The 19,168-nt window shown below is 71.4% G+C and carries 17 protein-coding genes and 1 pseudogene; 12 read left to right on the top strand and 6 right to left on the bottom strand.

What is annotated here, in order from left to right; all coding sequences use genetic code 11:
• Window positions 1-229 precede the first annotated feature (229 nt).
• Window positions 230-442, top strand: coding sequence for a hypothetical protein (locus AB0C96_RS30370; RefSeq protein ID WP_362921744.1), 213 nt, complete (start codon window positions 230-232; stop codon window positions 440-442).
• A gap of 30 nt (window positions 443-472) precedes the next feature.
• On the opposite strand, the gene AB0C96_RS30365 is transcribed toward AB0C96_RS30370, so the two are convergent.
• Window positions 473-1,174, bottom strand: coding sequence for a FadR/GntR family transcriptional regulator (locus AB0C96_RS30365; protein WP_362921742.1), 702 nt, complete (start codon window positions 1,172-1,174; stop codon window positions 473-475).
• Between the two features lie 131 nt (window positions 1,175-1,305).
• On the opposite strand from AB0C96_RS30365, the gene AB0C96_RS30360 reads away from it, so the two are divergent.
• Both AB0C96_RS30360 and AB0C96_RS30355 read left to right on the top strand, forming a co-directional pair.
• Window positions 1,306-1,836, top strand: a complete 531-nt coding sequence (locus AB0C96_RS30360; protein ID WP_362921740.1) for a gluconokinase — start codon at window positions 1,306-1,308, stop codon at window positions 1,834-1,836.
• 74 nt (window positions 1,837-1,910) lie between these two features.
• The gene (locus tag AB0C96_RS30355) at window positions 1,911-3,308 is read left to right on the top strand and encodes a gluconate:H+ symporter (protein WP_362921738.1); all 1,398 of its coding nucleotides are present in this window, start codon (window positions 1,911-1,913) and stop codon (window positions 3,306-3,308) included.
• Between the two features lie 134 nt (window positions 3,309-3,442).
• Here the strand turns inward: AB0C96_RS30355 and AB0C96_RS30350 are convergent, their stop codons facing one another.
• A complete protein-coding gene (locus AB0C96_RS30350) occupies window positions 3,443-5,038 on the bottom strand; it encodes an FAD-dependent monooxygenase (protein ID WP_362921736.1) in 1,596 nt (531 codons plus the stop codon).
• Window positions 5,039-5,076: 38 nt separating this feature from the next.
• Between AB0C96_RS30350 and AB0C96_RS30345 the strand changes: the two genes are divergently transcribed.
• Window positions 5,077-5,751, top strand: coding sequence for a TetR/AcrR family transcriptional regulator C-terminal domain-containing protein (locus AB0C96_RS30345; protein ID WP_362921734.1), 675 nt, complete (start codon window positions 5,077-5,079; stop codon window positions 5,749-5,751).
• A gap of 79 nt (window positions 5,752-5,830) precedes the next feature.
• A pseudogene (locus AB0C96_RS30340) lies at window positions 5,831-6,138 on the top strand (haloacid dehalogenase); the annotation flags it as partial.
• A gap of 135 nt (window positions 6,139-6,273) precedes the next feature.
• On the opposite strand, the gene AB0C96_RS30335 reads toward AB0C96_RS30340, so the two are convergent.
• A complete protein-coding gene (locus AB0C96_RS30335) occupies window positions 6,274-7,032 on the bottom strand; it encodes a GntR family transcriptional regulator (protein WP_362921732.1) in 759 nt (252 codons plus the stop codon).
• Between the two features lie 238 nt (window positions 7,033-7,270).
• Between AB0C96_RS30335 and AB0C96_RS30330 the strand changes: the two genes are divergently transcribed.
• Entirely contained in the window at window positions 7,271-7,588 is a 318-nt protein-coding gene (locus tag AB0C96_RS30330; protein ID WP_362921730.1) for a hypothetical protein, read from the top strand.
• Between the two features lie 205 nt (window positions 7,589-7,793).
• On the opposite strand, the gene AB0C96_RS30325 is transcribed toward AB0C96_RS30330, so the two are convergent.
• From AB0C96_RS30325 to AB0C96_RS30315, 3 genes are read right to left on the bottom strand one after another with little or no spacing between them, the layout of a single operon-like run.
• Entirely contained in the window at window positions 7,794-8,987 is a 1,194-nt protein-coding gene (locus AB0C96_RS30325; protein WP_362921728.1) for an acyltransferase, read from the bottom strand.
• Complete coding sequence (locus AB0C96_RS30320; protein ID WP_362921727.1) at window positions 8,984-10,339, bottom strand: polysialyltransferase family glycosyltransferase; 1,356 nt, start codon at window positions 10,337-10,339, stop codon at window positions 8,984-8,986. The genes AB0C96_RS30325 and AB0C96_RS30320 overlap by 4 nt, the downstream gene beginning before the upstream one ends.
• Complete coding sequence (locus tag AB0C96_RS30315) at window positions 10,339-11,316, bottom strand: glycosyltransferase family 2 protein (protein WP_362921725.1); 978 nt, start codon at window positions 11,314-11,316, stop codon at window positions 10,339-10,341. The genes AB0C96_RS30320 and AB0C96_RS30315 overlap by 1 nt, the downstream gene beginning before the upstream one ends.
• A gap of 187 nt (window positions 11,317-11,503) precedes the next feature.
• Here AB0C96_RS30315 and AB0C96_RS30310 point away from each other — a divergent pair, with 187 nt between their 5' ends.
• The 6 genes from AB0C96_RS30310 to AB0C96_RS30285 all read left to right on the top strand — a co-directional run bounded on the left by AB0C96_RS30310 (window position 11,504) and on the right by AB0C96_RS30285 (window position 19,071).
• The gene (locus AB0C96_RS30310; RefSeq protein ID WP_362921724.1) at window positions 11,504-12,856 is read left to right on the top strand and encodes a DUF6716 putative glycosyltransferase; all 1,353 of its coding nucleotides are present in this window, start codon (window positions 11,504-11,506) and stop codon (window positions 12,854-12,856) included.
• A gap of 119 nt (window positions 12,857-12,975) precedes the next feature.
• The gene (locus AB0C96_RS30305) at window positions 12,976-14,181 is read left to right on the top strand and encodes an acylneuraminate cytidylyltransferase (protein ID WP_362921722.1); all 1,206 of its coding nucleotides are present in this window, start codon (window positions 12,976-12,978) and stop codon (window positions 14,179-14,181) included.
• 80 nt (window positions 14,182-14,261) lie between these two features.
• Complete coding sequence (locus AB0C96_RS30300; RefSeq protein ID WP_362921721.1) at window positions 14,262-15,197, top strand: N-acetylneuraminate synthase family protein; 936 nt, start codon at window positions 14,262-14,264, stop codon at window positions 15,195-15,197.
• Window positions 15,198-15,227: 30 nt separating this feature from the next.
• A complete protein-coding gene (locus tag AB0C96_RS30295; RefSeq protein ID WP_362921719.1) occupies window positions 15,228-16,439 on the top strand; it encodes a hypothetical protein in 1,212 nt (403 codons plus the stop codon).
• Between the two features lie 162 nt (window positions 16,440-16,601).
• Window positions 16,602-17,843, top strand: coding sequence for an amidohydrolase (locus AB0C96_RS30290; RefSeq protein ID WP_362921763.1), 1,242 nt, complete (start codon window positions 16,602-16,604; stop codon window positions 17,841-17,843).
• A 190-nt stretch (window positions 17,844-18,033) separates the two neighbouring features.
• Window positions 18,034-19,071, top strand: coding sequence for a BMP family ABC transporter substrate-binding protein (locus tag AB0C96_RS30285; RefSeq protein WP_362921717.1), 1,038 nt, complete (start codon window positions 18,034-18,036; stop codon window positions 19,069-19,071).
• Window positions 19,072-19,168: the final 97 nt, after the last annotated feature.

Raw genomic sequence — 19,168 nt, 5'->3', positions numbered from 1 at the left:
TCACACCCGCCCCCACGACCGTCTTTCCTCCCACTCACGGGTGGGGACGGGCCGGTGGGGCTGGGGTGTGGGACGTAAAGCGAAGCAGTCCCACACCCCTGCCCCTCCGGCCCGTCACCGCACCCGACAACCCACGCCCGCCGCAGGCGCAACGGCGACAAACCCCCACGGCGGGAAAGCCAACAACGTGGGAGGTCAGCCAAGCGCAGCGAACTGGCACAGTGAGTCCATGACCGCACCCCGCCGCACCTGCCCCGTCTGTACCCGAGAGATCGCCGTCGTCGGTGGTCGGTTCGCCCGGCACGATCCTCCGGGGCGCCGTACCGGGCTGGAGCTGATCTCCTGTCCGGGGTCGCGGAAGATTGCGCCGCTCATGGCCCCCGCGGAGCGGCTCTTCGACCCCGAGGAGCCGCCGTTCCCGGGGCAGCAGCCGCTGTTCTGAGCGTGGCGGCGGGGGCGCGGGTGCCCGACGTCAGGGTGCCAGCACGTCCAACTCGGCCATGGCGCCCGCGGTGATCTGACGGGTCAGCTCCTCCGCACGGGCCGCGTCCCCGGTCCGCACCGCCTCGGCGACCTGGACGTGGAGGGTGACCGCGGCGGGGTCGGGGTCGGTGAACATCACGTGGTGCTGGGTGCGGCCGGTCAGCACGGCCGCGACCACATCGCCGAGGCGGGCGAACATCTCGTTGCCGGAGGCGGTCAGCACCACGCGGTGGAAGGCCGTGTCGTGGACGAGGTAGGCGTCGAGCTGTTGGCCGCGTGAGGTGGCGACCATGCCCATGGCGTGTTCGGTGAGTTCGGCGCACTGGGCGGGCGTGGCGTGCCGGGCGGCGAGCCCGGCGGCGACCGGTTCGACGGCGGAGCGCAGCACGGTCAGCGAGCGCAGCTGGCGGGGGCGGTCGCGGCCGGCCAGCCGCCAGGCGATCACCCGCGGGTCGTAGACGTTCCACTCCTCGGTGGGCCGGACGGTCACCCCCACCCGGCGCCGGGAGGCGACCAACTGCATGGATTCCAGTACCCGGATCGCCTCGCGGATGACCGTGCGCGAGACGTCGAAGCGCTGCTCCAGCTCGTCCGTGCGCAGGATCGTGCCCGGAGGGTAGTCGCCCGCGGTGATCGCGGGTCCGAGGGACTCCAGCACACGGGCGTGCAGCCCCTTCCCCTCGTTTTCCATGGGCCAAGCCTACGTTCCCGCCCTCCGGCCAATTAAGTATGACGTTTGCGTCACAGGGTCTTGAATACGTCATACCTAATGGGTTTCAGTGGGGGCGCACGAGGTCAAGGAAGACAGCGAGGTAACACGGGATGAGCACGCCCGATGCCACCCCCGACGTCATCGTCGTGATGGGCGTGGCCGGCACCGGCAAGACCACCATCGGCCCGCTGGTCGCCGCCGAACTGGGCGTTCCGTACGCCGAGGGCGACGACTTCCATCCGCCGGCGAACATCGCCAAGATGTCGGCCGGCACCCCGCTGGACGACGACGACCGTGGGCCGTGGCTGGATGCCATCGGTGCCTGGGCGCACGGGCGGGCCGGGCGGGGCGGGGTGGTCAGCAGCTCCGCGCTGAAGCGGGCCTACCGCGACCGACTGCGGGCCGCCGCCCCCGGCGTCGTCTTCCTCCACCTCACCGGCGACCGTGCGCTGATCGAGGCGCGGATGGCCGAGCGCAAGGGCCACTTCATGCCGACCGCGCTGCTGGACTCCCAGTTCGCCACGCTCGAACCGCTCGGGCGCGACGAGGCGGGCGTCGCCGTGGACGTCTCCGGCACCCCGCAGCAGATCGCCGGGCGCGCGGTGGCCGCACTCCGTGCGCCGATCGCACCGGCCCGCTAGCCGCACGAGATGCACACCCCCTCAACGCACCCCCCACCACCCCTTCCCCCTCCCCTCCAAGCAAGGGAATCGCCGTGACACATCTCAGCGTCGAGATGCTCGCAGCGGATGCGACCGGGCCGATCACCTCGGCCGGTCACGCCCAGCTGGGCATCGCCGTCCTGGCCGGCATAGCCGTCATCGTCCTGCTCATCACCAAGGCCAGGCTGCACGCCTTCCTGTCGCTGATCGTCGGCTCGCTGGTGCTCGGCGCGGTGGCCGGCGCCCCGCTCGACAAGGCCATCGCGAGCTTCTCGACCGGACTGGGCACGACGGTTGCGGGCACCGGCGTGCTGATCGCGCTCGGTGCCGTCCTCGGAAAGCTGCTGGCCGACTCCGGCGGCGCCGACCAGATCGTCGACACGATCCTGGACCGGGCGAGCGGCCGGGCCATGCCCTGGGCGATGGTGCTGATCGCCGGGGTCGTCGGCCTGCCGATCTTCTTCGAGGTCGGGATCGTGCTGCTGATCCCGGTGGTGCTGCTGGTCGCCAAGCGCGGCAACGTCTCGCTGATGCGGATCGGCGTTCCGGCGCTGGCCGGACTCTCCGTGATGCATGGGCTGATCCCGCCGCACCCGGGGCCGCTGGCGGCGATCGACGCGGTCGGCGCGAACCTCGGTGTGACGCTGGCGCTCGGTGTGGTCGTGGCGATCCCCACCGCGATCGTCGCCGGTCCGCTCTTCTCCCGTTACGCGGCCCGCTGGGTCGACGTCCGCCCGCCCGCCGACCTGGTGCCCGAGCGCGCCTCGGCCGAGCTGGAGAAGCGGCCCGGCTTCGGGATCACCGTGGCGACCGTGCTGCTGCCGGTCGTGATGATGCTGGCCAAGGCGCTGGTGGACATCGTCGTCGACGACCCGGAGCACACCGTCCAGAGGGTCTTCGACGTCGTCGGCTCCCCGCTGGTCGCGCTGCTCACCGCGGTCGTCGTCGGGATGTTCACGCTGGGCCGGGCGGCCGGTTTCACCCGCGGCCGGATCGCCGCCACGGTCGAGAAGTCGCTCGCGCCGATCGCCGGGGTGCTGCTGATCGTGGGCGCCGGTGGCGGCTTCAAGCAGACGCTGGTGGACGCCGGCGTCGGCCAGATGATCCTGGACCTCTCCAAGGGCTGGCACATCTCCACGCTGCTGCTGGCCTGGCTGATCGCCGTCGCCATCCGGCTCGCGACCGGCTCCGCGACGGTGGCCACCATCTCCGCGGCCGGCCTGGTCGCCCCGCTCGCCGCGGGCATGAGCACCACCCACGGCGCGCTGCTGGTGCTGGCGATCGGCTGCGGCTCGCTCTTCTTCAGCCATGTCAACGACGCCGGCTTCTGGCTGGTCAAGGAGTACTTCGGGATGAACGTCGGCCAGACGCTGAAGAGTTGGTCGGCGATGGAGACGCTGATCTCGGTCGTCGGCATCGTCTGCGTCCTGCTGCTCTCCCTGGTCCTGTAGCGCAGGACGAGCGGACCATCCGGGCGGAGCTCCGCCCCGGGCGCCCCACCCCCTCAGGCGCCCGTCCCCGGCACGAGGCCGTACCTGCGGACATCCGCGGGTACGGCCTCGTGCGGTTCCGGCTGCGGCTGCGGTCAGCCGGCGGGGCGTGCGGCCGGTGCGCCGACGTACGACGCCAGGGCGGCGGTCACCCGTTCCGCCGCGCCCGTCGCCGGGGCGGCCAGTGCGAGGTAGCCGTCCGGGCGGACGAGGAGCACCGCGGGGCCGGTGCCGTAGGCGTCGCGGACATGGCCGTCGGTGTCGATCAGGTCGGGGGCCGGGCCGCCGACCCGGACCAGGCGCAGCAGCGCCGGGTCGGCGGGGAGCGCGTCCGCGTCGAGGTCGGTCTCCCCCAGGGCGAGCAGGGTGAAGTGCGGCCCCCGGTAGGCGTCGAAGAGCCGGGTGGGCTTGCCGTCGGCGGTGTGGCAAGGGGCGTCCGGGGCCCGGTCACCGGCGCGCAGGGCACCCTCCGGCAGGTCGGTCCGCAGCTCCGTGGTGAGCGGGCTGTCGGGGTAGCCGATGTCGAGCTGGTGCAGCTCCCGGCCGCGGCGCAGCTCACCGGAGCGGTGCAGTCGGGTGCTGGTGTCCAGGATGCTCGCGGCGATCGGGCGGCGCTCCGCCTCGTAGCTGTCGAGGAGGGCGTCCGGGGCGCCGTGCCGCAGCACCAGGCCGAGCTTCCAGCCGAGGTTGTAGGCGTCCTGGACGCTGGTGTTCAGACCCTGCCCGCCGGCCGGGGAGTGGATGTGCGCGGCGTCGCCGGCCAGGAAGACCCGGCCGGTGCGGTAGGAGTCGGCCATGCCCGCACGGGGGCGGTAGACGGAGGACCACAGCACCTCGCCGATCTGCCCGGCGGTGAGGTGGGTGTGCTGCGCGAGCGCGGCGCGGACGGACTCCGGTGCGGTGTCCGGCTCTTCGCCGAACGCCGCGATGAGGGTCTGGAAGTGGTCGGTGCCGGCGAGCGGGAGCAGCATGACGAACCCGCCGGTCGGCAGCCTCCAGTGGTGCCAGTGGTCCCGGTCCAGGCCGTCCACCCGGACGTCCGCGAGCAGTGCGGCGCCCGGCCCCAGCCCTGCCTCCGACTCCAGCGACGGCCCGCTCATCCCGACGCCGAGGGTCCGGCGGACGGTGCTGCGCCCGCCGTCCGCGGCGACGAGGTAGCCGGCGCGGACTTCGTGCAGCTCGCCGCCGGGCAGCCGGAGTTGGGCGGTCACGCCGTCGTCGTCCTGGTGGAACGCGGTGAGTTCGGTGCCCAGGTGCACCCGCCCGCCGACCTCCGCCAGCCGGCCGTGCAGCACCTCCAGGCCTCGGAACTGCGGCACCATCAAGGGGCTTGCGTAGGGCCGGGCGGGGGTGGGGTCGACCAGCTCGATCATCTGGTGGGTCTCGACGATCCGCCCGTCCTCCCAGACCGCCGTCTCCGGGTAGCGGCCCCCGACCGCCCGTATCGCGTCCAGCACGCCGAGGTCGTCGTAGACCTCCTGGGTGCGCGGCTGTAGGCCGGTGCCGCGGGCGCCGGGGGAGAGGCGCTCCTGTCGCTCGACGACCAGGGCGCGCACACCGCGCCGGGCGAGGTCGATGCCGAGGGCGAGGCCGGTCGGGCCCGCGCCGGCGATCAGTACGTCGACGGCCGCGGGGAGGGTGTCCGTAACGCCGTCGTGCGCATCGGTGTCCTTAACGTTGTTAAGTTCCATGCTTCCGAGCATCGCCTTAACGGTGTTAAGTTGTCAACATGGTTTCGCGTATCGATCGGAAACAGGTGGTGGAGACCGCCCTGCGGCTGCTGAACGAGGTGGGCCTGGAAGGGCTCACCCTGCGGCGCATCGCCAAGGAGCTGGACGTCCAGGCGCCCGCGCTGTACTGGCACTTCAAGAACAAGCAGGAACTGCTGGACGAGATGGCCACCGAGATCTTCCGGCGCATGACCGCGCCTCTGGTGACGGACGGGCCGGAGACCATCGACCTCGGCGAGACCTGGCAGGACGCCCTGCTCATCAACTGCCGGCTGCTGCGCCGCGAGTTGCTGTCCTACCGCGACGGCGGCAAGGTCTTCAGCGGCACCCGGATGACCGACGAGAGCTACGCCCTGCCGCTCGACAACTTCCTGGGCCGGCTCACGGCCCGCGGCTTCTCACCGGCCGAGGCGGCGCAGGCGTGGTGGACGGCGTACAACTTCACCATCGGCCTGGTGATCGAGGAGCAGTCGGTCCACCCGGTGCCCGGCCACCCGGAGCACCGCGACCCGGCGTACGACCTGGGCAACCGCGAGCGGAACCTCATCGAGCGCTATCCGCTCGCGGCGATGGCCGGCCGGCAGATGTTCGGCGACGTCGAGCGCAGCTTCGAGGCCGGCCTGCGGACCATCGTCGCGGGGGTGGAGGCGACGGTGTTCGGCGCCACCTCCTAGCGCCACGGCCCAGGGCCATGCGATCCGGGCCTGGCACATCGGGCGGCGGCGCGGCCCAGCCGGTCAGTGTCGTGTGCCCATGATTCGTGCTGTGGTCTTCGACGTCGGTGAGTGCCTGGTCAACGAGACGCGGGAGTACGGCACATGGGCCGACTGGCTCGGCGTGCCGCGGCACACGTTCGCAGCGATGTTCGGTGCGGTGATCGCACAGGGGCGGGACTACCGTGATGTGTTCCAGGAGTTCCGGCCCGGCTTCGACCTGTACGAGCAGCGTGCGGCGCGCGCCGCCGCCAGGCGGCCGGAGCCGACTGGGGCGCCAGCAAGCCGGACCCCGAATTCTTCCTTCGCGTCGCCGCAGCAGCCCCCTTCCAGCCGGCATGCGTCCTCGGGTTGCCCGGCGGCGGCCTCGACTGCGGCCAAGTCGCCGTAGACAACGGTGCGCTGCTTGCGGTGCGTCACCTAGGTGCCGGGCGCCCAGCCCGGCAACTCCGCGCAGGCCACGGCCAGTCCAGCCGCCGCCCGCTACGCCTCGACGTCGTATTCGAGCACGTAAGCGGCCGAGTCCAGAATCATCTCGTTGACTTCGACAGGGCGGCCGCCGTCCGCGAAGGCGGTGCGGAAGATGATGATTACGGGCGTGCCCATGCTCAGGCTGAGCCGGTCTGCCTCGTCCCGGGACGGCATCCGGCATCGGATCTCTTCCCGGAAGTGCACGGGCGTGTGGCCCAGTTCGGCCAGGCGTGCGTAGATGCCGCCGGGTCCGGTGTCCTCCTGGGTGATCATCGAGTCGGCCACGAGGTCGGCGGGAAGGAAGCTCGTGGCCAGCAACACCGGCTTGCCTTCGAGGACGAAGCGGCGACTGCGCACGCAAGCCGGTGCGTCCGGCTCGATACCGAGCACGTCCGCGATCGCCACGGGAGCTGCCGTTTCGCTGACGGTGACCTGATCGACGACCAGGTCCCGGTCGCCGGTGTCGGCCGACCAGATGGACCGGCCTCCTCCCCACTGCTCCCGCGCAAGTCGCTGAATGCCGCGCCGTCGCAACGGCTGGAAGTCACGGACGAAGACGCCTGCGCCCTTGCGGGCCTCCGCGACACCTTCGTTCTGTAGAACGCCCAGTGCCTGGCGGGCGGTCATCCGGGCGACCTGGTAAGCGGTCATGAGGTCGTTCTCGCCAGGCAGTCGATCACCGGGGCCGTACTCGCCAGCCTTGATCGCGTCCTTCAGCGCCTGGGCAATGCGCTGGTACTTGGGCTGACGGCCGTTGCCCTTGGCGGTCATACGCCCTCCTCTCTGATCTCTAGACACCCTAGTCCGTTTGTTCGCTTGCGCAGCACTTGCTCACTCGCTCCGCATCTCTAGAGAAGAGGTTGGAATCTCTAGAGATGTCGCGCTTCACTTGGTCACGGACACCATCCGGTATCGGACCGGGGCGTCCGAGCAGGGGCCATGAGCCGCGCACGAGCCCCGTGACGGGCAAACGTCCGGGGGCGTGTCATCACCCATGGAGGTGGGAAACGTGCTCCGCGCTATCGGAACGATCTTCGAATTGCTGCTGTGCCGGTTACTGCCCGCGCGGGGCCGCCACCGGTCGGCCGGCGTACCGCCCGCCGCGCGATGTGTGGACGAACCGATGCCCGCGTCACTCCTCGTGCCCGCGCGTCACGCTTCACTGCTGCGTGGCGATGGTGTTGCCCTGATCCGCCCCTACGTCCTCACGCGCGAGGAATGGCAGAGGCGGCGGGTGCAGCGCGGTCGGCGGCGGGCGTTGTGGCTGGCCGTGCACGGGATCGATGCGGCGCCGGGCTGGATTCACGGCGTGGAGGTGGTGCGCTGATGCCTCGCATCTGCCGACCCGTTCACCTGCTGGAACCGACGTCCGATCCCGTGCCGGTTGCCGGATGCGATGTGTGCGGGGCCTTGGCCGAGCAGCGCGCGGGGGCTTACGCCAGCGGAGACAGATCGAAGGTGACCGACTGCAACGTCGAGATCCGCCGCCACCCCCACCCGAAGGCGTTGCGCTGACGCTCGCGACTGCATGCCTAACCCGGCGTCCGGTGGGTGGTTGTTTCCGCACGCCGCGGATCGATCGCCCTCTTGAGCAGCGGTGTCAGGGGGCGTTCCACGCAGCGGTGCATCAGCCACGCCAGCAGCAGCATCAGGCCCACGGTCAGCAGCAGCGTCGCGTACGAGGGCAGGCCGAGGGTGCGGTGCAGGGCGCGGACGACGACCCAGCCCAGGTGTTCGTGGACGAGGTAGAAGGGGTAGGTCAGGGCGCCGGCGACGGTGAGCCAGCGCCAGTTGGCCCGTCGCAGGCCGCCCAGGGCGACCACGGCGACCAGGACGAAGCCGAGGGTGACGACGGCGATGATGCCGGCCGCCGAGCGGTAGGAGAAGGCGTGCACGGACGGTGCGTGCCAGAGCCCGGCGACCGCGTAGTGCTGCCCGATCAGCCAGCTGACCAGGACTATCGCCCAGGCGATCGGATCGCGGGCGCCGTAGCGGTGCAGCAGGTACAGGCCGATGCCGCCGATGAAGAAGGGGGCGTACTCCGGCATCAGGACGGTGTCGAGGACGGGTTGGTGGGCCGCCTGGGCCACGGCGGCGGCCAGGGTCCAGCCGGCGCAGAAGAGCACGACCCGGCTGCGGGTGGCGCCCGGGAGGACCACGCAGAGGGCGAAGAGCGCGTAGAACCGCATCTCGGCCCAGAGGGTCCAGCAGACGCCGAGCACGCGGTGCACGCCGAGTGGCTGCTGGAGCATGGTGAGGTTCGTCAGCACCTCGCTGGGCGGAAGGGCCTTGTAGGCGACCCAGGGGAGTGCGAAGACGGCGGTGACGAGGAGGATCGCGACCCAGTAGGCGGGGTAGAGGCGGGAGATGCGGCTGGCGATGAAGGCCCGTAGCGTGCGGCCCCAGCCGCTGAGGCAGATGACGAAGCCGCTGATGACGAAGAAGATCTGGACGCCGAGGCATCCGTAGGCGAACAGCGGCGCCGCGGTGGGGAATTGGTGGACCGCCGAGCCGCCCCAGGACTGGGATATCTCGCCGCCGCGCCCTCCGTAGTGGTACGCGGCGACCATCAGGGCGGCGAGCAGCCGCAGCCCGTCGAGGGCGCGCAGCCGGGACGAGGAGTCGCGGCTGCGCGTGCGTATGACGGGCTTCGGAGCGGGGGCGCCGTTCCAGGCGCCGCCCGGCGCGGCGGCGGGCGCGCCGGGCGTCAGCTGCGGGGTCGTCATCCGAACGCGGCCCGCTTCTTCAGCCGCCGCTGCACCGCGCGCGCCCGGCGGGCGACCCTGCGGACGGTGGCGTTGCGCGGGAGGAACGACAGCTGGGACGGGATCGCACCGGGCAGCGCCAGCGCGGTCAGCCGGCGGCGCTTGAAGTACCGCCAGGTGTGAGGGTCGAGGTGGGCGGCCAGATAGCGCTCGGCGGCCGGCCGCAGCTGCGGGTAGATCTGGTGCTGCATGGCGTAGCCCACCGCGCTGACCAGGCCCTCGACGGTGTCGGGGGTGGTGTACGCCTTCGGCTGCGCGCCGGTGTCACCGAGGTCCGGTACCAGCGCGTCCACGATCGTGACCGGGATGCGGTTGCTGTTCTGATACGGCGTCAGGCGCTCCAGCAGCAGACCGGTGCCGGTGCGCGCCGTCGGCAGCCCGTAGAAGGTGGACGCCGTCAGCAGCGCGGTGGAGAAGCAGCCGACGACCAGGGCCGGCCGCATCCGCTGGTAGAGCACCTCGGCCAGGACCGGGCTGTCCAGCACGGTCAGCGAGATCTCCAGCTTCGCCGCCTCCCGCTCCAGCAGTCGCGACCAGCGGGCCGGCGCGGACGGGTGCGGCTTGAAGACGATCTCGCGGTGGCCGCGCTCGACGGCGCCGCGCACCATCCGCACATGCAGCTCCTCTTCCTCCTCGGGGGTGAGGATGCCGAGCGCGGAGAGGTACTGGCCGAGGAGCAGCGCGCCCCCCTCCGGAACGTCCAACGTGCCACTGGCGTCGGAGAGTTCCGACAGCACCTTGGTGAAGGCGTCGGTGGGCACGGTCTGCGGCTCGACGTCGAACTCGGTGAGCAGCAGCGGCGTCAGGCCCGGGACCAGATCCAGGTGCAGCAGGCGGTTGATGCGGGTGCCGACGAGCGGGTCGAGCTTGTTGCGGGTGGGGCCGTAGCTCATCAGGCCGTCGGCGTAGACGTCGATCGGCGCGTCGGGGAAGAGCTGGGCGATCGCCAGTGCCGGGTTGACCTGGATCGACTCCACGACCAGCTCGACCTGGTCGTCACCCAGGCCCCACAGCAGCCGCAGGTGGCGCTCCCACAGGGGGACGTCGTCCGCGCGCGGGGACCAGCCGCCGGGGTGGAAGGGGCTGATCGTGTCGTTCCACGACAGCACGCGGTCGAAGCGGCCGCGCAGCCGGTCGAAGCCGGGCACGGTGTCCAGCGGCGCGGTGGTCTCCGGGGTGGTGGCGTTGTTGCTGACCAGCAGCAGTCGGCGGTCGGCCGGTGCGAAGCGGTCGGCGTCCAGCGCGGCGGCGAGCGTCGCCGCGCCGTAGAGCGTGGACGCCACGAAGATCTGGGTACGCGGTCGGGTGGGCATCAGGCGGCGACCTCCGCCGGGACCGGGCGACGGCGCAGCCGCCGCAGCCGGGACGCGCGCTGCACATCCATCGAATCGAGGGCTTCCTTCAGTACGTCCTGCGGCATGCGCTTCATGGCCGCGGCGCTCATCGAACGCAATTTACGGGCGACCGGTGGCTCGAATCGTTCGATCGAACCGAGATGGTGGGAAATGATCGCGCAATATGTGCGTACCGCCTTGGGCAGCAGCAATTCCGCATCGCGATCCTGTGCGGTTTCCTCGATCACCTGGTCGAAGGCGCGGATGAAGTCCAATTGGCGGACATCTCCGATCTGGGTGAGCGAGGACGCCACCCCGCGCCGGTAGAAAACACCGAGCAGTCCGACCACCGCCATGGACTTCGCCTCGCGGTGCAGCCGCCAGATCCACGGCCGGTCCTCCGCGGTCCGCAGCCCGTCCTTGAAGTGCAGCACCCCGTCGTCCAGCAGCCGCCGGTGGTACATGCCCGCCCAGGCGTAGGCGTAGTCGACCGAGGTGGAGCGGTCGGCCGGCAGGATGACGTCGCGCGGGTTCATCACCACCCCCCGCCGGCCGTGCGGCACCCGGTGGACGGTGCGCGCCCGGGCGGTGCACTGGACGTGGTCGGTGCGCACGAAGTCGCACCCCAACTCCTCGATGGCGGAGAGGAGTTCGGGGAAGTAGCCGGGGGCGAGCCAGTCGTCGCCGTCGAGGAAGGTGAGGTACTCGCCGCGGGCCGCGTCCAGACCGGTGTTGCGGGCGGTGGCCAGACCCCCGTTCTGCTTGTGCCGCAGCACGCGTGAGCCCGGCAGCTCGCGCTCGGCGCGCGCGAGGATCTCCGGGGTCTCGTCGCGCGAGCAGTCGTCGACGAGCAGGAATTCAAAGTCCTCGCGGGCGTTGGCCGCCAGGCTTTTCAGGGTGTCGGGCGCGTATGTCTGCACGTTGTAGAACGGCACGATGACGGAGAGCTTAACCACCCGGGTGACGTTAGGTGCGGAGTCGGCATTCGTCTTTACGCGGCGCGGGCACCCAGGTGAACGAAGAATGGCGGGATGGTTAACCAGGCCGGTTATCGGGCCGGTTCGCCATTCGTCGACCCGCTGTTAACCCTTTGTTGCGACCCAGTTGGCCCGACAAACGGAATGCCTTCCTAGCGTCTTCGACGTGCCATCACGTACCACTTCTTCGCCGCGGGTCGCCGTGCTCGCCGACTCGGATACCCGATGGAAATGGGGCGCTATGACAGCGTACCGGATCCAATCGGACATTCGGCTCGACGGATATCTGCTCCGCGGCCGCGCCACCCCCACGGTCCGCCAGCTCGACGAGGTCGGTGCCCGTGCGGACTCGCTGCGCGAAATCAGGGGAGTCGACTTCGTCCGGTCCATCGACCGTACGCGGTACGACGTCGTCGTGCTGGCCTGTGTCGGCGGTGCGGTGCAGGCGATGCTGCACGGCCTCGCCCGCGCCTGGCGGACCGGGACGCCGGAGGCCGCCGCCGCGGGCGAACGCCGCCCCGTGGTGGTCACCGGCTACGTCGGCGTGGTCTACGAGAAGCTCGCGGACGGGCTGCTGCTGCGGCACGGCGCGGACGTCGTCCTCGCCAACTCCCGGCACGACGCCGACCGGTTCCGTGCCGTCTACCGCGGTGTCGGCGCCGACGACAGCGGCGTCGTCGAATGCGCCCTGCCGTTCCTCGGCGGCGACCCCTATACCGGCGAAGCCGTCGAAGACCGGCCCCACACCGTGGTGTTCGCCGCTCAGCCCTCCGTTCCCGAGAGCCGCGCGGACCGCACGTACCTGCTGCGCCGGGCGGTCGAGCACGCCCGCAAGCACCCCGACCGCGAGGTGCTGATCAAGCTCCGCAGCAAGCCGGGCGAGCACACCACCCACATCGAGGAACTGCCCTACCAGAAGCTCGCCGCCAAGGCCCCCGGCGGACTGCCCGCCAACTGCCGCCTGGTGTACGGCAACATGGGCGAGGTCCTGGACCGCACCGACCTGCTGGTGACGGTCAGCTCCACCGCCGCGCTGGAGTCCCTGCACCGCGGCATCCCCACCGCCGTCCTCACCGACCTCGGCGTCCGCGAGGTCCTCGGCAACCACCACTTCCTCGGCTCCGGCTGCCTGGCCTCCTGGGACGAGCTGGACGCCGGACACCGCCCGCAGCCCGACCCGGACTGGCTGGCCCGACAGGGCGTCGCCGCCGACGGTGCGTACGAGCGGGCCTTCGACGCGGCCCGCGCCCGCGTCACCGAACTGCGCACCGCCGACCGGCTGCCGCCCGTCACCCCGTACTACACACCCCGCACCGCCCCCGGCTACCTCCCCGGCATCCTCGCCCGGCACGGCCTGGACCCGCACGGCGAGCCGATCCCCGGCTACGCCGACGCCCCCGAGGAGACCGGCGGACTGCGCCGGGTCGCCCGCGAAACGGTCCGCGAGGCCGCCCGCGGCGCCTACCGACACGGCGTGCAGCGCGTCGCGCCCGCCATCCGCCGCTGGGGGCAGCTGTGACGGACCCCGGTGCGACCTCCCACGCGACCTCCCCTGTGACCTCCCCCGGTGTGACTGACCCCGGTGTGACCTCCCCCGGTGTGACCTCCCATGGCCCCCGCCCGACCAAGGAGCCCGCAATGCCACCCACTGTCGTGGCCGTCATCCCCGCCCGCGGCGGATCCAAGGGCGTACCCGCCAAGAACCTCGCCGCCGTCGGAGGCGTCCCGCTGGTCGCCCGCGCGGTCCGCGAGTGCCGCGCCGCCCGCCTGGTCACCGACGTCGTGGTCTCCACCGACGACGCCGGCATCGCCGCCGCGGCCCGTGGCGCCGGCGCCGTCGTGGTCCGCCGCCCCGGCGACATCGCGGGCGACACCGCCACCAGCGAGGCCGCGGTGCTGCACGCCATGGACGCGTACGAGGCCGAGCAGGGCACCACCGTCGACGCGGTGCTGCTGGTCCAGTGCACCAGCCCGTTCCTGGTCCGCGAGGACATCGACGGCGTCGCCGCCGCGGTCGTCGAGGGCGGCGCGGACAGCGCGCTGACCGTCGCCCCGTTCCACGGCTTCGTCTGGCGGGACGCCGAACCCGAGGTCAACCGGCCGGCGGCGGCGACCGACGGCGGCCACGGCGTCAACCACGACAAGTCCTTCCGGCCGCGCCGCCAGGACCGTCCCCAGGACTTCCTGGAGACCGGCGCCGCCTATGCGATGGACGCGGCCGGCTTCCGCGCCAGCGGCCACCGTTTCTTCGGCCGCACCGAACTCGTCCGCACCGACCCGGCCCGGGTGCTGGAGGTCGACGACCCGCACGACCTCGCCCGCGCCCGCGCGCTCGCGCCGCTGCTGGACGCCCCGCGCCCCGGCGCCCTCCCGACCCGGGACGACATCGACGCGGTGGTCCTCGACTTCGACGGCACCCAGACCGACGACCGGGTGCTGATCGACGCCGACGGACGGGAGATCGTCGCGGTCCACCGCGGCGACGGCCTCGGCATCGCCGCCCTGCGCAGGGCCGAGCTGAAGCTGCTGATCCTGTCCACCGAGACCAACCCGGTCGTCGCCGCACGGGCCCGCAAGCTTCAGGTGCCCGTCCTGCACGGCATCGACCGCAAGGACCTCGCCCTCAAGCAGTGGTGCGAGGAGCACGGCATCGCGCCCGAGCGCGTGCTCTACGTCGGCAACGACGTCAACGACCTCCCGTGCTTCGACCTCGTCGGCTGGCCCGTGGCGGTCGCCGGGGCGCACGACGTGGTGCGCGGCGCGGCCCGCGCGGTCACCGCGACGCCCGGAGGCAGCGGCGCGATCCGCGAGATCGCCGCCTGGCTACTGGGCCCGGCGCTGTAACCCCCACCCGCCCGGCCCAACCCCGCAACCCCTCAGACCCCCACCCCGCACACTCCCCATCCACGCGAAGGAACCTCCCCATGAGCAGCAACTCCCGTCTCCGCAAGCTCGGCGACCGCGAGGCCGGCCCCGGCCGCCCCGTCTACGTCACCGGCGAGATCGGCATCAACCACAACGGCGACCTGGAGAACGCCTTCGCGCTGATCGACGCGGCCGCCGACGCCGGCTGCGACGCCGTGAAGTTCCAGAAGCGGACCCCGGAGATCTGCACCCCGCGCGACCAGTGGGACATCGAGCGCGACACCCCCTGGGGCCGGATGACCTACATCGACTACCGCCACCGCGTGGAGTTCGACGAGGACGGCTACCGCGCCATCGACGAGTACTGCAAGAAGCGCGGCATCGCCTGGTTCGCCTCCCCCTGGGACGTCGAGTCCGTCGCCTTCCTGGAGAAGTTCGACGTGCCCTGCTACAAGGTCGCCTCCGCCTCGCTCACCGACGACGAGCTGCTGCGCGCCATGCGCGCCACCGGCCGCACCGTCATCCTCTCGACCGGTATGTCGACCCCGAAGCAGATCCGGCACGCCGTCGAGGTCCTGGGCAGCGACAACATCCTGCTCTGCCACGCCACCAGCACCTACCCGGCGAAGGCCGAGGAGCTCAACCTGCGCATGATCAACACGCTTCAGGAGGAGTACCCGAACGTCCCGATCGGCTACAGCGGCCACGAGACCGGCCTCCAGACGACCCTCGCCGCGGTCGCCCTCGGCGCCACCTTCATCGAGCGCCACATCACCCTCGACCGCGCCATGTGGGGCTCCGACCAGGCCGCCTCCGTCGAGCCCGGCGGCCTGACCCGCCTGGTCCGCGACATCCGCACCATCGAGGAGTCCCTCGGCGACGGCGTCAAGAAGGTCTACGAGAGCGAGCTCGGCCCGATGAAGAAGCTGCGCCGGGTCGCCGGTGTGGTCGCCGAGACCGAGGCCGCCGCGGACGCCGAGCCGGCCACCGTCTGACGACCGGCCCACGAGCCGACGGGAGCCAAGGTGACCTCACCTGAAGGGACCCGCGCCGCGCCGTCCACGCCCGGCGCCGAGGTCCCGCCCCAGGAGACGACGGGTACTCCCGCCCGTCGTCTCCTGGGGGTGCCGCGGCAACGCCACCGCACCGCAGCCACCGGGGCACGGGCCGGTGCCGCCGCACCGGACACCGGCACCCTCGCCTTCGTCGAGAGCCCGGTGCAGCTGCTGAACGTCCTGGAATGGGCACACACGGCCCAGGCGACGTCGGTGACGGTGGTCGTGCTCTCCCCGCACGACCCGATGACCCGCGGCCAGCTGCGCCGGATGGCCGAACTCGCCCGCGACGAGGGCCATACGGTGCGCTGGGAGGAGGCCCGCGGCGGCCCGACCGCCCCGGTCCGCACCATCGGCGGACTCACCCCGCTGCTGCGGCGGGCGTGCCGGATCGTGATCGGCGACCCGTTCTCCCGCTACGTCCAGCTGCTGCTCACCCTCACCAAGGCGCGCGACCTGGTCGTGGTCGACGACGGCACCGCCACCATGGAGTTCATCTCCCAACTCGCCCGCGGGGAGCGGCTGGTGCGCTGGCACCGGCACGGCAACGGGCGCAGTCCGCGCGATCTGGTCTTCGCACCGTTCTCGGCCACCGCCCGCCGCCGGCTCACCCCGGCGCCCGAGGGCGGCCGGCGCACCGTCGGCCTGTTCAGCTCGATGCCGGTCGACGCCCCCGAGGGCGTGCGCGTCACCACCAACGACTTCGCCTGGACCCGTGACCGCTTCGGCCCGCCCCGGGTGATGAGCGCCGCCGACATCGTCGGCACCTCACTGGTGGAGACCGGCGTCGTGGACGTCGACCGCTATCTGGCGGCGGTGAGCACCCTGGCCGCAACGCACGGCGCCACCCGCTACTTCGCGCACCGCCGGGAGAGCACCGAGAAGCTGCACCGGCTCGCCGGCGAGACCGGGCTGGAGGTGGTACGGCCCGACCTGCCCCTCGAACTGATCGCCCGGCGTGGCCCCATCGGACGGCTCATCGTCAGCTTCCCCTCCACCGTCGTGCACACCCTGCCGCTCGCGCTGCTGGGTACGGAGGTGAAGGTAGCGGTCTGTGACATCGACCCGGACTGGCTTACGGCCAACGCCTCACCGCGCGCACAGGGCTTCCTCGACGGGGTCACCGGAACCGCCCGTGACGTGCAACGACTGCCGTTCACCCAGCGGGTGGCGGCGGGCTGAGCCGGCACGGAAGCCCGCAGCGAAGCCGTAGTTCATACCCTTCCCATAAACCGTCCATGCGCCGAGCGGCCTAGATTTTCTTCCCCTGAGGGGCTGAACTTTTGTTGATCGAGGGACAGTTGCCCCATTGGGACCCGTAACCTTCAACAGGTGAACCAACTGATGTCCCGCGATACCGACGACGCCGACGCCGCTGCCGACACCGCCGGAGGGGCCTCGCTCCCCGGCACCCTGCCCGAGGCGCTGCGCGCCGAACTCACTGCCTTCCGCCGCGACTTGCACCGACACCCCGAACTCGGCAACCAGGAGTTCCGGACCACGGCGGCGATCAAGGAGCGCCTGGAGCGGGCCGGTCTGCGCCCCCGCGTCCTGCCCTCCGGCACGGGCCTGGTGTGTGACATCGGTACCGGCGCCGGCGGCAGTGGCAGCGACATGCCGTTGCTGGGCCTGCGCGCGGACATCGACGCGCTGCCGATCCCGGACACCAAGACCGTCGACTACGCCTCCACGGTCCCCGGCCGTGCGCACGCCTGCGGCCATGACGTGCACACCACCATCGTCGTCGGTGCCGGCCTGGTCCTGGCCGACCTGGCCCGGGCCGGCGCGCTGCCCCGCCCGGTGCGGCTGGTCTTCCAGCCCGCGGAAGAGGTGCTGCCCGGGGGCGCCGCCGACGTGATCGCGTCCGGTGCGCTGGACGGCGTCGGCCGGATGCTCGCCGTGCACTGCGACCCGCGCGTCGACGCCGGCCGGCTCGGGCTGCGCACCGGAGCGATCACCTCGGCCTGCGACCGGCTGGAGGTCGAGCTGGCCGGGCCAGGCGGGCACACCGCCCGCCCGCACCTGACCACCGACATGGTCACCGCCGCCGCCCGGATCGCCCTCGACGTGCCGGCGGTGATCTCCCGCCGGATCGACGCCCGGGCCGGGCTGGCCGTCACCTGGGGCCGGATGCGGACCGGACACGCCTGCAATGTGATCCCGCAGCACGCCGAGCTGTCCGGCACGGTCCGCTGCCTCGACCTCGACGCCTGGCGCACGGCGCCGGACATGGTGCACGCCGCCATCGACGAGGTCGCCGCGCTGCACGGCGCCAAGCCGCAGATCAACTACGTGCGAGGCGTCCCCCCGGTGGTCAACGAGGCCACCAGCGTCCAGCTGCTCCAGGACGCGATGGCCGCCCGGCGCGGCATCGAGAGCGTCGAGGACACCGAGCAGTCCCTGGGCGGCGAGGACTTCTCCTGGTACCTGGAGCACGTCCCCGGGGCCATGGCCCGCCTGGGCGTCCGACCGCCCGGTGAGCTCAGCCGGCTCGATCTCCACCGCGGGGACTTCGACGTCGACGAGCGGGCGATCCAGGTCGGCGTGGAGCTCTTCACTGCCGCCGCACTCCTGGACCGCATCTAGGACATAGCTCTACATATCCCGATATTGCGGCCGTCATCGTCCTCCCGATGGCGGCCGTGGCGTCACATTCGGGCCCGCTACGCCTCGAATCGATAACGGCTTTCAAGCACCCCTTTTCCTGGCATCTACGCGCGTTACGATGCCGCGGAATCAGCGCCAAAGGAGGCGCTACGAGACGAAGGGACCCCTCGTGCGCCGGGTATCCAAGATCGTCGCCGCGGGCATCGCCACCGCGGCCCTCACCTGTTCACTGACCGCCTGTGGCGCGTCGTCGACCGAGTCCGGGGGCAAGGACAAGGGTCTCGGACTCGCCTTCGACGTCGGCGGCCGGGACGACCACTCGTTCAACGAGGCGGCGGCCCGCGGTGCGGACAAGGCCGAGAAGGACCTCGGCGTGAAGTCCAAGATGATGACCGCCAAGAACGGTGAGACCGAGGCGGACCGCGAGCAGCGGCTGTCGTCGCTGGCCGAGGCGGGCTTCAACCCGGTCATCGGTGTCGGCTTCAACTACGGCAAGTCCGTCAACAAGGTCGCCAAGCAGTACCCGAAGACCACCTTCGGCGTCGTCGACTCCCCCTCCGAGGCCAAGAACGTCTACGGCATGGTCTTCGCCGAGAACGAGGCTTCCTACCTCGCCGGTGTCGCCGCCGCGCTGAAGAGCAAGACCCACAAGGTCGGCTTCATCGGCGGTGTGAACAACGCGCTGATCCAGAAGTTCCAGGCCGGCTTCGAGCAGGGCGTCAAGGACACCGACCCCAAGGCGAAGGTCACCTCCGAGTACCTCTACGCCAACGACGACAAGGGCTTCAACGACCCGGCCGCCGCGAAGGGCAAGGCCAAGGGCATGCTCGACGCCGGTATCGACGTCATCTACACCGCGGCCGGCCAGTCCGGCAACGGCTCGATCGAGACGGTCGCCGGCAAGAAGGGCACCTGGGCGATCGGCGTCGACTCGGACCAGTACCTCCAGCCGGGTCTGGCCCAGTACAAGAACTCCATCCTCACCTCGGTGATGAAGAACGTCGACGTGGCGGTCTACGACCTGGTCAAGAGCGTCAAGGACAACAAGGCGCCGACCGGCACCAAGAGCTACACGCTCAAGGACGACGGTGTGCGACTGTCCACCTCGGGCGGCTTCATCGACGACATCCAGGGCAAGATCGACGCGGCCAAGAAGAAGATCGCGTCGGGCCAGGTGAAGGTCAGCGACACCCCCGCCAAGCAGTAGGGTTCGCTCCAGCCCGGCGCAGCGGCCACCACGCCGCCGCGCCGGGCTCGTTCGCCGGAGCAACCCGGCAGGTATGTCAGTTTTTTTCGGCGTCAAC

The sequence above is a fragment of the Streptomyces sp. NPDC048506 genome, from assembly GCF_040651315.1.
Lineage (GTDB): Bacteria > Actinomycetota > Actinomycetes > Streptomycetales > Streptomycetaceae > Streptomyces.
Note: the sequence above shows the minus strand (reverse complement) of the source record. Positions and strands in the feature narration are given on the sequence as shown.